The 14,218-nt window shown below is 68.9% G+C and carries 12 protein-coding genes, 1 pseudogene and 2 riboswitches; of the genes and pseudogenes, 4 read left to right on the top strand and 9 right to left on the bottom strand.

The features are described from left to right. Nucleotides 1–99 precede the first annotated feature (99 nt). The 4 genes and pseudogenes from OG226_RS12165 to OG226_RS12150 all read right to left on the bottom strand — a co-directional run bounded on the left by OG226_RS12165 (nt 100) and on the right by OG226_RS12150 (nt 5,572). A pseudogene (locus OG226_RS12165) lies at nt 100–1,888 on the bottom strand (type IV secretory system conjugative DNA transfer family protein). Between the two features lie 157 nt (nt 1,889–2,045). Then, nucleotides 2,046–3,278, bottom strand: a complete 1,233-nt coding sequence (locus tag OG226_RS12160) for an ATP-grasp domain-containing protein (RefSeq protein ID WP_329348913.1) — start codon at nt 3,276–3,278, stop codon at nt 2,046–2,048. A 54-nt stretch (nt 3,279–3,332) separates the two neighbouring features. Then, nucleotides 3,333–4,595, bottom strand: a complete 1,263-nt coding sequence (locus OG226_RS12155; RefSeq protein ID WP_329348912.1) for an MFS transporter — start codon at nt 4,593–4,595, stop codon at nt 3,333–3,335. A gap of 5 nt (nt 4,596–4,600) precedes the next feature. Next, nucleotides 4,601–5,572: a hypothetical protein gene (locus OG226_RS12150; RefSeq protein WP_329348911.1), complete on the bottom strand. Its 972-nt coding sequence runs from the start codon at nt 5,570–5,572 to the stop codon at nt 4,601–4,603. Nucleotides 5,573–6,071: 499 nt separating this feature from the next. On the opposite strand from OG226_RS12150, the gene OG226_RS12145 reads away from it, so the two are divergent. Further along, nucleotides 6,072–6,533: a hypothetical protein gene (locus OG226_RS12145; RefSeq protein WP_329348910.1), complete on the top strand. Its 462-nt coding sequence runs from the start codon at nt 6,072–6,074 to the stop codon at nt 6,531–6,533. Between the two features lie 368 nt (nt 6,534–6,901). On the opposite strand, the gene OG226_RS12140 is transcribed toward OG226_RS12145, so the two are convergent. The 3 genes from OG226_RS12140 to folP form a co-directional block, all read right to left on the bottom strand. Continuing rightward, nucleotides 6,902–8,056: a phosphoribosylaminoimidazolecarboxamide formyltransferase gene (locus OG226_RS12140; RefSeq protein WP_329348909.1), complete on the bottom strand. Its 1,155-nt coding sequence runs from the start codon at nt 8,054–8,056 to the stop codon at nt 6,902–6,904. Between the two features lie 30 nt (nt 8,057–8,086). Then, nucleotides 8,087–8,175, bottom strand: a riboswitch (ZMP/ZTP riboswitch). Nucleotides 8,176–8,438: 263 nt separating this feature from the next. After that, a complete protein-coding gene (locus OG226_RS12135) occupies nt 8,439–8,834 on the bottom strand; it encodes an NUDIX domain-containing protein (protein ID WP_329348907.1) in 396 nt (131 codons plus the stop codon). Then, the gene (gene folP / locus OG226_RS12130) at nt 8,834–9,649 is read right to left on the bottom strand and encodes a dihydropteroate synthase (RefSeq protein ID WP_329353374.1); all 816 of its coding nucleotides are present in this window, start codon (nt 9,647–9,649) and stop codon (nt 8,834–8,836) included. The genes OG226_RS12135 and folP overlap by 1 nt, the downstream gene beginning before the upstream one ends. Nucleotides 9,650–9,704: 55 nt before the next feature. Next, nucleotides 9,705–9,796, bottom strand: a riboswitch (ZMP/ZTP riboswitch). 248 nt (nt 9,797–10,044) lie between these two features. Between folP and OG226_RS12125 the strand changes: the two genes are divergently transcribed. The 3 genes from OG226_RS12125 (at nt 10,045) to OG226_RS12115 (ending at nt 12,730) form a co-directional block, all read left to right on the top strand. Continuing rightward, a complete protein-coding gene (locus OG226_RS12125; RefSeq protein ID WP_329348906.1) occupies nt 10,045–10,275 on the top strand; it encodes a hypothetical protein in 231 nt (76 codons plus the stop codon). A gap of 797 nt (nt 10,276–11,072) precedes the next feature. Further along, nucleotides 11,073–11,651, top strand: a complete 579-nt coding sequence (locus tag OG226_RS12120; protein WP_329348905.1) for an RNA polymerase sigma factor — start codon at nt 11,073–11,075, stop codon at nt 11,649–11,651. Then, on the top strand, nt 11,648–12,730 hold the full coding sequence (locus tag OG226_RS12115) for a hypothetical protein (protein WP_329348904.1): 1,083 nt from the start codon (nt 11,648–11,650) through the stop codon (nt 12,728–12,730). The genes OG226_RS12120 and OG226_RS12115 overlap by 4 nt, the downstream gene beginning before the upstream one ends. Nucleotides 12,731–12,836: 106 nt before the next feature. Here OG226_RS12115 and OG226_RS12110 read toward each other — a convergent pair whose 3' ends face one another. Together OG226_RS12110 and OG226_RS12105 are read right to left on the bottom strand one after the other, a co-directional pair. Continuing rightward, nucleotides 12,837–13,334 carry a hypothetical protein gene (locus tag OG226_RS12110; protein ID WP_329348903.1) on the bottom strand — a complete coding sequence of 166 codons (498 nt, stop codon included), beginning with the start codon at nt 13,332–13,334 and terminating at the stop codon, nt 12,837–12,839. Between the two features lie 26 nt (nt 13,335–13,360). Then, complete coding sequence (locus OG226_RS12105) at nt 13,361–14,134, bottom strand: hypothetical protein (RefSeq protein WP_329348902.1); 774 nt, start codon at nt 14,132–14,134, stop codon at nt 13,361–13,363. Between the last annotated feature and the right edge of the window lie 84 nt (nt 14,135–14,218).

The raw sequence follows: 14,218 nt of genomic DNA, 5'->3' as shown, positions 1-14,218 counted from the left end.
TGGCGAGAATCGAGCCGGCCCCGCTGGCCAACCGCCACTGGCCGTCGCACAGAACGGCCGGCGAGCGTACGAGCCGCCCGGGACACGGCGTGTGCGCGCTCATGCCGACAGCCCGAAGTCGTCGCGGCCCAGGGACTTCGCGAGCGCCCGCTCCGTGATGGCCTTCGTCGCGCGGGCCGAGGCCGGGCCGACGACCTTGGCAGAGGGCTCCTTGTACCAGGGCCGTAGGTCGAGCATGGCGACCCGGATGCCGGTGGCGAGGAGCAGTGCCTTGCCCTTGGGGAGTGCGCGGATCGCGTCCGGGGGCAGGATGCGCTCGGTGCGCATGCTGACCGACGTGGACTTGCCGCTCTCGCTGGTGGACACCGAGGTGGTCTGGACATCGTGGTCGCCGACCTGCCTGCTGAGGCGGTCAGCGAAGTCGGCGTCGTCGATGCCCGAACCGATGATCTTGATGGTGGCGGCGGACCAGAGGGCGTCCATGCCGGCCTCGCCCCAGCACCGCTGGCCCTGCCGGTAGGACTGCAGGATCGTCATCGGGATGACGCCCCGGCTGCCCAAGTGGGAGTACAGGTCGGGGAGATCGGAGATCTTGCAGACGTTCGCGGCCTCGTCGAGGACGCACAGAGCGGGCGGGTCGAGCCGCCCGCCGGAGCGCTCGGCGACGATCACGGCCGCGCGCATCACGGCGTCGGCCGCCGCCGCGATGATCGCGCTCGCGCTGCCACCGCCGTCCTTGCTCAGCAGGTACAGGGTGTCGCGGGAGGTGGCGAACGCGTACGGCTTGAACTCGGGGAGGCTCTTGCTGGGCGTGACCCAGGCCGCGACGTCCGGGTCGAGGAGACAGCTCGCGTACTGCCGCGCGGTCTCGTAGATGCCGTCCCGCGTCTCCGTGGCTCCGCTGACGGTGCCCTGGAGCTGGGCGGCGACCGCGTCGTGGCCGGCGTCGGTGAGCAGGTCGACCGGGGTCCGGTCGGCGGGGGAGGCGAGCCAGGCCAGGACGTCGGTGATCGGACGCCGGTGGCTGGCGGCGGCCAGGAACAGTGCGCCGAGGGTGTTGCTGGCGGCGGTGGACCAGAAGTCGGAGCCGTTGGACTCGTCCACGCTGGCGGCGACGAAGTGCCCGGCGAGACGTTTCGCCCCGGCCAGGTCGCGGGCGTCGGCAAGGATGTCCCACCACATCTCGCGCGGGTGGTGGGCGATCTGCTGGGGGTCGAGGGCCCAGACCGTGCCGGCCTCGGCGCGGGCGTCCACCGTCGCGGTGAAGGCGTCGTTCGCCGCCTTGTTCGAGGTCAGCAACACCGGTCCGGGAGCCGCGAGAATCGCGGGGATCGCCAACCCAGAGGTCTTCCCGCTCCGCGGGGCCATGATTGCCACGATCACGTCCTCCCAGGACGCACGGACTTCGGCCCGACCGGGGGAGAGGGCGCCGAGGAGGATGCCGCGGTCAGCAGGAGCGACCTCTTTTACCCTCCCGGCCGCTCAGGGACGGCCGCAGGCTCCGGGCCTTGGCGGTGATCTCCTTGTCCAGCAGCGGGGCGAGGTCCGCTTTCCGGGCGAGGCCGTTCTTCGTGCCGCCGCTCAGCCGCATCCACAGCACGAGAGCGATCGCGGTGAGGCAGGCGGACAGCAGGCCGGGGATGATCCGCGCGCCGATCAGGAGGGCCAGGGGATTCAGGTGCGGCCACAGCACCTCGGGGTGGAGTAGCGCGTCAGTGGCACTGAAACGGGCCCAAGGGCCGTTGCCGAAAAGGGAGTTGGTGAGATTGCCGGACAGCCACGCCAGCGAACCGAAGGCGAGCGCGATGCCGAGTATGCCGAAGAGGAGGTAGAGGAGTGCGTCCGACCCGGTGGTGGTCGAGGGCGCGCTGGTACGCGGTGCGGGCACGGTGGTTCCTGGGAATGAGCGCAGGTGAGTGATGGGGCGGGGCACGAGGCGCTCTTCTGCTGATCATCGAGGCAGCTCCTGTTCGGGAAGCGAGATGGCGACCGAGGTCATCGGGTGCGGGGTGCGCGAGGCGCCGGAGGAGGCCGGCGGGACAGGTTCACGGTGTGACCGACAGGGTCAGACCCTCGACGAGGGACGAGAGCCGGTCCCGGGCTGCTTCGGGACTGGCGGCGGTGACGATGACGAAGCCGACCCGGCCGGTGTTGAAGTCGCCCTCCGGCGGCAGCACGACCCGCTCTCCGACGTCGCGGAGCCACGTCACCTGGTGCAGCCACGGATACTCCGGACCAGGGACGGCGGCCAGACTTCGGGCGGAGAGGGTGCCGGTGGCCGGGGTATAGAGGATCTTGATCGCGGCGGTGGCGCGTGCCGTGGGCGTCAGGTCGGGAGTCCTTCCACAGGCGACGTCGGCGGCGATCCGGGGGAGATCGAGGCCGGTGGCACGGCGGACGAGCTTGCCGATCAGGTCGCCGCCGATCCGGGCGTTGACCTCGATGATCCGCGGACCGGAGGGGGTGAGGCGCATCTCCACGTGCTGGACGCCATCGGTGACGCCCAGCGCTCGCACGGCCTGGACCGCAACGGGGGCGACCTCGGGCAGCAGCTGGTCGTCGGCGTCCACGGTGTGGCCGACCTCCTGGAAGTACGGAGGGAAGGCGACCTCCTTGCGGGTGACGGCCAGCGCGGTGGTGACGCCGTGCTGGGTGACGCACTCCACCGATATCTCCGGGCCGTACAGGTACTCCTCGACCAGCACACCACTGCCTTCCGGGCCCTGCTCACCGGCTCCGGCGGTGGCGAACTCCCAGGCAGTGGGCAGGAGTTCAGGGGTGTCGACGCGGATGACGCCGATGCTGCCCGCGTGCGAGGAGGGCTTGAGGACGACCGGGAAGCCGGTGCGGAGCGCGGTGGCTGTCGCCTCGTCCAGGGTGTCGACGCGGGTGGAGGTGGCCGAGGGCACGTTGTGCTCGGCGAACAGACGGCGGCTGGTCGCCTTGTCCCGGCAGGCGGTCATAGCCGCGACGCTGTTGCCGGGCAGGCCGAGGCGGGCGGCGAGTTCGGCGGTCGGTACGAGTGAGTACTCGTCCCAGGTGACGACTCCGGCGATGGGGTGGCGCGTGGCCAGGGCCAGGCCGGCGGCGACCACGGCCGCCGGATCGTGGGTGTCGGCGACCTCGTGGTCGACCACCAGGTGCTGCTGCCAGGACGGCGGCTTGGTGTCGATCAGCGCGATCGGGTACGCGGCGGCGGCCTGCTCGACGCAGTAGCCGCGGTAAGCGGGATCGGTTCCGCCGACGACGATCAGCAGCGGGCGAGTGGATCGGGACATGGGAGGACCTCCGGAGGTCAACGGCGGGAAGGGGCGGGGCAGTTCAGCGGCTCGTCACCGTGCATCCGCAGGCTGGACGGGCTCCCTGCGGGGTGCGGGGACCTGCGTGAGGGATAGTTCGCAGGCGGTGCGATGCCGTCGTAGACCGGCGAAGCACGCACTCAGCGCTACGCCCTGGAGCGCGGCGCACGCGAGCAGCAGGTGCGGGATCCCAGCGGTGGGAACCACCGCGATCAGGGCACCGGCCAGCGGAAACGGCAGCAGCACCAGGATGATCGTCACCGCCAGGGTGGAGCCGAACGCCCGCACCGGGATGAGACGGGACCGCAGCGTGCGCAGGACGACGGTCAACGCGCCATCGCCGGCCATGACCACCGCCACCGCCACGGTGTACGCGGAGAAGCCCGGCGCCAGGGCGGTCGCCAGGCACGCCGCGGTCGAGACCGTGGCCGCCGCCGCGCCGAACGGCCAGATGCCGAAACGGTCGATCGCACGGCGAGTGGCCCACACGGCAAGCAGGGAGGCAAGGGCTGCCGTGCTCCAGACCGCTCCCACGGCGACGCTGGAGTAGTGGAAGCGGTGGATGACCGTGATCGGGGCGGCGGCCTGCAGCACGCCGAGGGCCAGATTCGAGGCGACCAGTCCGCCCACCAGCCAGCCAAGTGCGGGCGTGCGGCGAAGAGTTGACCACCCCGTTAGAAGGTTGCTCGGCACCGGACGATGATCCGTGGAGCCGACATCGCCGGATGTGGTCGCGGCGGCGGTCAAGGCCAAGAGCGCGACCACGGTCAGCAGTACGGCGGGGCCGACCATCAGCAGCAATCCGCCCAGGAATGGCCCGACGAGCATCGCACCCTGGTCGATCCCGGTCTGCGCGGACTGCACGCGATGGGCCGCCGTGCCCAACCGGCGGCCCGCTTCAGCTCCGAGCGTCTCTACCGCAACGAAGGAGACCTCCGCGAGCAGCCCGGAGGCAGCACCGAAGGTCAGAACCGCACAGGTTGTCATCGTCCCGGTACTGGGCAGGGCGAGCAGCACCGCACCCGCCAGGACGACCACGGCGGTACGCACCAGGTTGGTCATCCGGAAGACACGGCCGGCACTCCACCGGTCGACCAGCGACCCGGCGAACGCGAAAGCAGCCAGACGAGGCGCCCATTCCACGAGAAACGCAACGCCGGTCAGAGCGGTGGACCCGGTGGTGACCAGGACCAGGAGCGGGATGGCGTAGGTGACCGTCGCACTGGCCAGAGCGTCGGCGGCCCGCATGACGTAGGCGCGCGGCAGACCGGAACGGGGAGCGGGTGACGAGATCATCCGGGTCACCGCGTCCGGGGACCGGGCGCCTGCGACGGACGTACGGACGCGCTCGTATCCGCTGCCCCGGCGCCGAGGACGGAGGTGACCTTGGCCGCTGCGGGCGACGTGGCCAGCGTCGCGCTTCGCGGGCCGGAGAGTGCCGAGGACCGCTCCCACGCAGCGGTCCCGGACCGCTGTCCGTCGCCGATACGGCCCAACTCGCCGTCCGAGCCGACGAGTTCGGACTGCGCTGCGCTGACGAACTCCGCAGCGACGTCGAACCGGTCGGCGAGCTGGTACGCCTCGTCGTCGAGGTCGGTGATCTGCTCGCCCGCAGCCTCCAGCGCCTCCCGGATACGTTCCAGCGCACCGTGTTCGGGATGCAGGAGGTGGTCGACCGCCTGGAGAAGGTCCGCACCGTTCCCGGCGGACCTGATCCGGTCGGTGAGTTGGAGAAGTTCCGCTCCGGCGGTGTAGGGCCCGAGCGGGCTTGTCGTGGTGCTGATCCGGGCGGTGTCGAGGGAGGGATCGAGGTCGACACCGTAGCGGCCGGCCCGGAGCATCTCGGCCGCGTGGGTGGCGATGGCGGCGCGGTCAGCGGCCGGGGTGGTCGTGGGAAGGCGGTGGCGTCGGCCGTACCAGTCCTCGATCTGCTGGAAGCCGGCGTGCTTGAGGAGCGTGGCGGAGAGGTCGTCGCTGGCGCCCTTCGCCGAGACGCTGCCGCTGGGCTCGGCGGTGATCGTGATGGAGGGGGCGGGCACGTGGGCCTCCTGGGCGTGGGGTATCGGGTGTGGAGCGGTGGGCAAGTGGCCCAGTTCAGCGGCGAGTTGGTGGCACTCGGTCTGCAGACGGAAGGCATCGCGGTAGGCGTTGTGGAGGCTGCCGTCCTCACGGGCGAGGGTGGCCACGACGTGCACCTGGCGGGACTGGTTGCGGACGGCGATCCACCGGCAGGCGTCTGGATCGCCGTCCGGGGCGATCCCGGTGGCGGCCACCAGGCGACGGGCGACGGTGGCCCACTGCGCGTCGGTGAGGTCCGGCCGGCGAGGGTCTGGGCCAGAAAGGGCAGCGACTCGGGCTCGGCGAGCAGTTCGATCGGGGCTCCGTGACCGTCGCCCGCGATCAGCCGGGGGCTGGTGTGGTGACCGCGTTCGCCCGGCCCGTACTGGTATGTGAGCAGGCCGGCGGTGTTGCTGGTGCGCTGCAGGTGGGCGATCACGGCGTCTACCTCGAAGGGGAGTGGTGAACCGGAGCCCGGGTGTTCGGGCCGTGAGGGAGAGGGTCCGCAGAATCCGCGTTTTGGCCCGGCCGGAGATCGCCGGTAAAGGCCCGATTCATCACGCCTCGTCGAAAGGCTCGGTGTCACAGGGCGGCTGGAGAGGGCGCGACTGAGCACTTCAGATGGCCACTCTGAGCGTCAGTGTTGGCCGCGGAGTGGCGATCACAACGGGGATGCACCGTCCAGGCAGGAGTCCTAGGTGGCAGGCTCGCTCCATGGCAGACGACGTCGTGGGGAGTCAGGTTGCGGATCTTCGGGCCGAGTGCGAAGAACAAGCCCGGAGGAACCGCTTCCGTCGGCAGTTCTGGCGGTTCACCCATGCCGGGCTTGGACTGCCGGCTGCTGTGCTGGCTGGGATCTCGGGCGCGACGGGGCTCTCTTCAGCAGATGCCCGTATCCCGGCGGCCGTGCTGGCGCTCGTCAGCGCGGGACTCAGCGCTGCTATCGCCTTCCTGAAGCCGGAGGTGCATCAGCGAGCGGCTCACGCACGCCGCAGGGCCTACCTGGCATTGGAGGTAGAGGCCCGCTTCGCGCTGACACGCGCGGCATCGAACGGCGAGCCCGTACCTCTGACCGCCTACAGGAGTCTGCTGGAGCGCCGAAGGATGATCATCGCTGGTCAGCTGGACGAACTTGTACAGCGGATTGCTGTGGGGGGAGCGGCTGCCGACGAATGAGGAGCCTCGGGCAGTGGCTTCGTTCGACTCTTGGAGCGACGGGGGCCTGAGTTGAGTGTCGGAGCTGCCAACCGCGGCGCTCGTTGGCCAACTATCGCGCTCACTGACCAACTACAACGCTCAGTCACACAGGGGCCCAGAGGCCGGTGTGACCTTCAGCGGTAGTTGGACAGAGGCGGTGGCAAGGCCCCTGGTGACCGGGTTGTGTTCAAAGGCAGTTGGCCATTTTGCTCAGAGATAGTTGGCCACCGCGGCCTCGACGTCATCGCGGAGCTGCGTGGAGGCGTGCTTCTTACGGTGGAGGGCCGGTCGGTTGGGACAGCCGCCGCCCGGACCGGGGAGCATGCCTCGCGGTCGGAAGAAGGCCGTCAGTGGTGGAACAGCCTCAGCCCAGTGCGTGCCAGCGTGATCCCGTGCACGCGGCAGGCTTCCTCAACCTCGTCGGATCGGATGGATCCCCCTGGCTCCGCGATGTACTCAACGCCATGGCGGTGGGCGTGATCGACGTTGTCGCGAAACGGCAGGGCGCCATCGGAGGCGAAAGCCACCCGATCAAGGCGTTGAATCCATTGAGCGCGTTCGTCCGCGGTGAGTTCCCCGGCCGGTGTCGAGAGTGCCTCCGCCAGGCGCCGGGTCTCCTCCGACGTGAGGTCGCCTTCGATGAAGCGGATCTGCCAGTTGATCCGGTCCTGGCGCCGGATACCGGGGCGGAAAGAAAGCGCGCGGACGCTGGGGTGGCGCCGGATCCACCAGGTGTCGGCCTTGGCACCGGCCAGACGGGTGCAGTCGACCCGGGACTGCTGACCGGCACCGATTCCCAGCGTCATGCCGCCCCGCAGGTAGCACACGGAATTGGACTGGGTGTAGCGCAGGACTGCCAGCCCCAGCAGCAGGTCCGCCACGGCCGTCTCCGGGAGCACGTCGTCCGCGACGTGCAGGAGGGAGGCCGACAGCTCCACCTCGTCATGCTGCTGGGCCAAACGCAGGCCGAAGACCTCCCGCGCTTCCTCGCGCGGAGACACGAAACCGTCGTCCGCCTCCATGATCAGGAAACGGCCGCTCTTCTTCCTGCTGAGCCGCTCGACGGTGCCCGGCGCATACCCGGGAGCAACGATGCCGTCGCAGACCATGCCGACCAGCAGCTCGGCGAGCTCGTCATCGACCGGATGCGAGACAGCGGCAAAGTCGCCGTACGAGGATTTCGGATCGGCATCCCGGGCCCGCAAGTAGGCACTGGCCAGCGCGCCGACCTCATGACCAGCGACGCCGTAGAGCTCCGCGGTGACCTCATCAATGGCCCCGGAGACGGCCGCACCCGCAGGCGAGACATGCTTGAAGGAAGCGGCTGCCGGCCTGCCCAGGGCCTGGCCAGCCTCGCGTACGAGCTGCCATCCGTTCAGCGCGTCGAGCATGTTGATGAACGACGGCTCTCCGTGCACCAGCCGGACCGGCCACCTGCCTGGCATCACGGGTGCGGCATGCGCAGCTTCCTGTTGCGGGTTGATTCCGTAGCGCAGCTTCACGTCATGGCCTCCTCAGCGGGACATCGCTGACGGAGACGCCCAGGCGGTCGACGCTCACATCGGAACAGACATGGCCGCTCCCCGGTGGTTGTCCACCCGCGCCAGTCACGGCCGGGCCCAACTCTATCGGCAGGCGAAACGCCAGGCTGATCTTTCGCAAGCAACAGCCTCCGACAGCGCAGGACACACGTGGCCAGGAGCGGCGGCAAGACTGCTGGTGACCGGGCTGCGCTCAAGGACAGTTGGCCATTTCGGGCAGAGGTAGTTGGCAGCTGGGCGTTTGGACATTGGAGACCGGAGACCGGAGCGTGCGGGTCCCCGGACGTCGAGCAGGTGGGCGGCCGACGGCTCCTGCCGACCGCCCACACGGCGACTTGAGGCGTCAGAGCTGCGGCAGCACGCGGTCGAAGAACACGCGGTTGTCGGCCGCGAAGACGGGCTGAAGCCGGGAGAATTCTCGCGGCGTGATCCAGCGCACGTCGCTCACCTCGCTCGGATGCATCACGACCTCGCCTTCCTCTGCCTCGGCGGTCCACCAGTGCAGGCAGAAAGCGCCGTCCTCGGTCTGCGACTCCCAGACCTTGGCCACGGGGCAGACCCGCAGGCCAACCTCCTCGTACACTTCCCGGACCACGGCTTCCTCCTGCGTCTCACCGGGTTCCAGCTTGCCGCTGAGGGGAGCCCAGTACCCCGGCAGCCGGGCCAGCGGGCCCCGCTGGATGACGAGCACCCGCTCGCCCCGCCGCACCACGGCGACGATCGCCTCTCGCTGCTCCATCACGCACCTGCCTTGGCCGCGTCCAGAGCGTTGAAGACGGTGAGTGCATCCCGGATGGCGGCAACGTCGTGGGTGCGGATGTAGTCCGCCCCGTGGCAGGCCGCGTACAGCTCCGCCGCCAGAGTTGCCGGACCGATCTCCGAAAGGCTGCTCCCGGTGAGCGCCCGAAGAAACGACTTCCGGGAGGGAGAAACCAGGACCGGCACGTCGAACCTGGCCTTCAAGTGCTCAAGATGTGCCAGCACCCTCAGCGACGGTTCCGGGCCGGTGCCCAGGAAGTAGCCCAGTCCTGGATCGATGACCAGCCGTTCCCGGCCGATGCCAGCCGCTTCCAGCGCGGCCAGCCGCTCGGCGAAGAACTCCTCGATCCCCGCCCACACCGCGGCGGGATCGGTCTTCACCTGGGTGGCGGGTCCCATGCGCTGCACAGAGTGCATGACGATGAGCCGGCAGTCGGTGTCGGCGAGTTCTTCGTACCGGGCTGGGTCGGGGAAGCCTTGGATGTCGTTCACGTACGCGGCCCCACGCGCCGCTGCGAAGCGCTGGGTCTCCGGCAGGAAGGAGTCGACCGACACCGGCACCTCCTCGGCGACCAGCCGGTCGATGACGACGGTCAGCCGCCGTATTTCCTCAGCGGCAGTCACCTGCTGGGCTCCCGGGTGGCTGGCCGCAGGGCCCAGTTCGACGATGTCGGCCCCTTCCGACCACAGCCGCCGCGCATGTGCCACCGCATCCTCAGTGGCCAGGAACCTGCCGCCGTCCGAGAACGAGTCTGCGGTGATGTTGAGGATCCCGACCAACAACGGCCGACCGATGCCCAAAGGTGAGGGGTATACGTACCGAACCACGACGGTGCCTCCCAGGTTGCTCCCAAGAAGCCCAGGCGCGCGGCACACGTCCATGTGACGAAGCCGCTCCCCGATGGTTACGCCCATCTCGACACGCCAGTCACGGCTCGCCCTGACCCTATCCGGGCCACGCACCCGATGTCCGTGCCGTGCGAAAGTCTGCTGTAGCGGCCGGGATGCCCTCGGGAGCCGGGCGGCCAAGCCCCTGCAGCCATAGACGGCAGCCACCTCCTACGCATGGCTCGGCTGGCCCGTCTGTCGAACGAGGCCAACTATCGCTGCGCATGGCCAACTACCGCTGAACGTCACAGCCGGGCGCGTCAGCTTGGCGAGAAAATCGAACATGTGGCCTAATAGCTGTCATGGAGCACGCCCCTCTCCCGCCCGACCTGATCGAACTCCAGGCGGACTGGCAGCGCACATACGCGGCGCTCGCCGTGCCGCGCCCCGTGCACGCCACCGCACTGCGCCGCCGCCTGCACGCGCTGTCCGGGCAGCTGCTGTTTCACCCGTACTGGTCCAGCCCCCGTCGGCTGCCCGGCGCGCGGGTAGAGCTGAGGCGGCAGGCCCGCGCACTGGGGCGGCTGCCGTGACACACCTGGTCCGACTCCAGTTCGCGACCGGCGGGCCGGCGGTTTCCGGGGTGTGGGCCGACGGTGCGACAGCCCGCCGAACCTGGCGGGACTGGGTCGGGCTCTACGGCAGCGACGAGAAGGTCGTCATCCGACTGACCGAGGACGCCGACGGGAACGAACGCGTACTCATGGCCTGGGAGCGGGGCGCGTCGTCGGGACGGGATCGGACGGCGGTCACCGGTCCAAGAGCTAGTGGGCCCACATGCTGTCCGCTGAACCACCACCCCCAGAGGTTCGGGTGTTCCTGCCCGATTGGCAGTAGTTAAGCGGTCGGTTGCACGCCCGAGGACAGTTCGCCCGGGCGAGGTGGATGTACTGGGTAGCCCTGCCCATGTGGGCCGATGGCCCGACCCGCACGTCCAGGGCGTCCCACTGCGGCTCGTACGACTGTGCACGGCTGCATGCCGACCAATTTGAGTCCAGAGTTCACGATCATGCCCTCTTCAGACTCTTACTAGGTGACGGGGCTTCGCGGAGGACGCGGAGCCGAGACGCTTAAAGAGGACACGCATGGACTCTGCCACGACCATGACCCTTGCCTCGCTTATATCAGCGAACGCTTGTGCCCTGCTGGCCCTTTGGCTGCGCCTACGCTGGCGCACCCGTGGCGAAGAGGTCCGGCGGCAGTCCCTGCGGGGCATCACTGAAGCGGTAGCACCGGGCGTTCAAGTGGAGTTGGATGACCAGAGTCACGATGGGCACCGCATTCGTATGAAGATCACCCGTACCCCAGCTCGTGAGGGAACTCCGGCAGAATGAGCGACCAAGATCCACTAGACAGCACCGACCTGCCGAGTGCAACCGCCGCTCATCAAAGGGAACTCCAGGGAGGCCCTGCCGCCCCGCGCCAGGTAGAGGAGGAATTTTCCGCCTTCTACCGCGAAAATACGCGGCAACTCGTTGGTTTTCTGGTCAATCAGGGGGCCACGATCCCTGTCGCCGCTGACATTGCCCAGGACACCATGCTGAAGGCGTACCAACACTGGAACCACCTTCGCGGGCCTCGGGCCTGGGCCCACACCGTCGCATCCCGCGAGCTCGCCCGCAGGGTCGCTTCCGTTGAGGAGGACCCGGTTGAGCAGATCCCCGAACCAACATCGTTGCTCTCTGACCCGGATGCAATCGCAGAATGGGAAGACCGCTACGACTTGTTGCCACTGCTGCGTAGCTTGCCACCTCGGCAGCGCCAGGTCCTGGCTTGGACTCTCGACGACTTCACGCCCCGTGAGATCGCTCAGCAGTTACGGATCACACCTGAGGCCGTGCGAAGCAATCTTGTGAAGGCACGTCGCGCCGCAGCGGCCTATGTGAAAGCACGGGAGGGGGGACAGTGACCTACCACCCCGAGCCCGAATTCCACGACCAGACCGTCGATCACCTTCTCGACCAGTACGGACGCAACCTGGCCGCCCACCTAGAAGACGTCCTGGATGTCGAAGCCGGCCTGCGTGAGGCGCTGCTACAGGTCCGCCACGACGCCGCGGTGGATCGTCTCGGGTGGGTCCTCGACGTTGAGGCAGGCCTGAGGGCAGTTCTCCCGTCCTTCTCTCCGTCCTCCCAGCCGATCACTCGCCCCACTAATAGAGGGCGTAGCGATAGTGGGATTGCCTGGCCTGTCGGTGCATCAGACCGCTTGTCCCTGCGTACGAACCCGCACGTCGTCACCGCTTACCGTGCCCTCACACGCGACATCGCGATTGCCCGAGACCACCTAACCCGCGATCACGCACGTGACCTAGACCTGGATCTGGTCCGTGCCCTCGCAGACGACTTGGACCACGCTGTCGGCCTCGGTGCGGACACCGAGCGCGATCGCGACGGCGAATTCCAACGTGGTCTGGAGCGCGTGCGCTCTCTCAACCTGGCCGTCAGTCTCGACCTCGAACGCGGGACCGGCCGCAACCGCAACCATCCTCATGCCATTGCCCGTGATCTCGACCGCGTCCGCGCCATGCTCCGCGTCCTCCATCGCATCCGTGTTCGAGGCCGCCGTCAAGGTTCTTCCCTCGGACTCCTACTTGATCGCGCCCACTCTCGCGCCCGCGACCTTGAACTCGTCCTCGAGCGTGTCGGCTCCCATGACCGTGTTCTCACGTCCACCCTCGTCAACATCCGTGTCAATGAAGTCGCACGAGCCATCGGTACGGTTCTGGATCGGGAAGCACCCGCGCTTGACCGGGACTCCGTGCACGCGTTTATCAACGACTTCACCACCGCTGATCTCCGGGCCGTTGACCTCGACGGCCTCGACCTTGCTGGCGTGCGATGGTCGGAGACCGGAACTCAGTGGCCTCCTGCCCTGGACGTCGAAGAACTCAAGAGTCGCTCGGAGGAGACCTCTCCCTACAGCGGAATCTGGGTAGTTCGATCCGGCACTGCAACCGTGCGAGGTCTTGCCGTCGACTTGGGATAACCCTGTGCCTGGCCAAAGTGGTCAGCAGACGGACGCTGTGCGTAGACCGGCCGACCGGAACACAGCGGGGAGAGCTGGTGCCCCGCCTCGGCGGGACAGAAGGCGGTCAGAAGTGGGGGTTCTCGGTGGGCCGGTCGGCCGCGGTGGCGGCCTGGAGCAGCTCGGTGAGGTCGCTGGGTTCGAAGGAACGCTGGTCGATCCACCACCCGGCGCGGGTGATGGTGCGAGCGGCCTCCTCGATCGCGACCCACTCCGTCTCGCTGGTCTCACCTTCGAGAACCAGGGCGGTGTAGGCGGTGGCCAGGACATTGTGGCGGCAGCGCACACCCCAGGCGACGGACCGCTTGCTCCCCTCCAGCGGCGGCATCCGGTACTGCTCCGACCAGGCTTCGGATTCGGCCTGCTCTTCGGCCCGCTTGGCCTCCAGCCAAGCAGCCTTGTCCTGATCGTTGCCCTCCTTCGCGGCCCGCCAGCAGTCGGTGCACTCCTGCTTGGCGAGCCACTCGGCGAAGCCCGCGCGGCGGTCGGCCGCCCGGTCGGACAGGTCGCGTTCGGCTGGGTGGCCGCAGGAGTGGGTGATCTGCCAGATGGTCTTCACGGCCATGGGAACTGCTCCTTACGGGAGTTGGGTCAGCGGTTGCGGGAGAAGGCGATGCGCGGGTCGACCGGTTGGGCCGCCGGAGCGGCTGTGGCGGGAGCGGGACCCGGTGCCTTGTCCGCGAGGCTGGCGCGGGCTGGGCTGGAGGCGAGCGCGGCCGCGCTGATGGAGAACTCGTCGGTGGTGGGCCCTTGGCCCCGTTCGCGGGGGGCGGCCGGCGCGGACGTAGGTTGCCGGTAGGGCGTCAGGTCCTGGGCGAGGAGGGGTTCCGCTACGGTTCGGAGGCCGGACCGGTGCATTGACGACGTGACGTTGGCGACCTTCTTCAAGGCTGCGGTGCGCCCGATGGTGGTGGGCAGGGTGTAGACGCCCGCGTTCGGATCGTGCCGCCAGCCCTCGTCCAGCAGGGCGAGTCGGCCGCCGGTCGCGGAGAAGTGGTGGCCGGCGGATGCGACGATGCCGAGTTGAGGATGCTCGGCGAACGCGATGTCTGGTTCTGCGTGCGGACGTTGGTGACGGGCGGCCGGTGCCGCCCGGGCGAGTGAGGGGTCGAACGCGGCGTCCGCATCGACGCGGTAGCCGACCTTGCGCAGCAGCGCGACGGCCCGGGTGGCACGCTCCTGTCCGTCACGCTGCTGGTCGGTCAGTGCGTGCAGCGTCGGGTGGCCGTGGACGGGGTGGAAGTCGAGACGCTTCAACATCCATGTGCTGGCGGCGAGTTGCTTGGGGTTCGCGGCGACGATGCCGTAGTCGAGGTGGTGGCCGACTGCGACGTCGGGACGCGAGTCGTGATCGGGGGCGGGCATGGCTGATCCATCCGGTGTGGGTGCGGGGAGCGGGGCGGTCGAGGGCCGGGATGATTCTGCTGGTGAGGGGCATAGAGGGCTCCG

This window comes from Streptomyces sp. NBC_01261 (assembly GCF_036226385.1).
Classification (GTDB): Bacteria; Actinomycetota; Actinomycetes; order Streptomycetales; family Streptomycetaceae; genus Streptomyces.
The sequence above is the reverse complement of the archived record's forward strand: the minus strand, read 5'-3'. Positions and strand labels throughout refer to the sequence as shown.

Bases quoted from the DNA above. Each gene is read 5' to 3' on its own strand.
- OG226_RS12145 (WP_329348910.1), top strand. From the start codon at position 6,072: ATGGCAGACGACGTCGTGGGGAGTCAGGTTGCGGATCTTCGGGCCGAG.
- OG226_RS12120 (WP_329348905.1), top strand. From the start codon at position 11,073: ATGAGCGACCAAGATCCACTAGACAGCACCGACCTGCCGAGTGCAACC.
- OG226_RS12105 (WP_329348902.1), bottom strand. From the start codon at position 14,134: ATGCCCGCCCCCGATCACGACTCGCGTCCCGACGTCGCAGTCGGCCAC.
- OG226_RS12160 (WP_329348913.1), bottom strand. From the start codon at position 3,278: ATGTCCCGATCCACTCGCCCGCTGCTGATCGTCGTCGGCGGAACCGAT.
- OG226_RS12155 (WP_329348912.1), bottom strand. From the start codon at position 4,595: ATGATCTCGTCACCCGCTCCCCGTTCCGGTCTGCCGCGCGCCTACGTC.
- OG226_RS12110 (WP_329348903.1), bottom strand. From the start codon at position 13,334: ATGGCCGTGAAGACCATCTGGCAGATCACCCACTCCTGCGGCCACCCA.
- OG226_RS12135 (WP_329348907.1), bottom strand. From the start codon at position 8,834: ATGGAGCAGCGAGAGGCGATCGTCGCCGTGGTGCGGCGGGGCGAGCGG.
- OG226_RS12125 (WP_329348906.1), top strand. From the start codon at position 10,045: ATGGAGCACGCCCCTCTCCCGCCCGACCTGATCGAACTCCAGGCGGAC.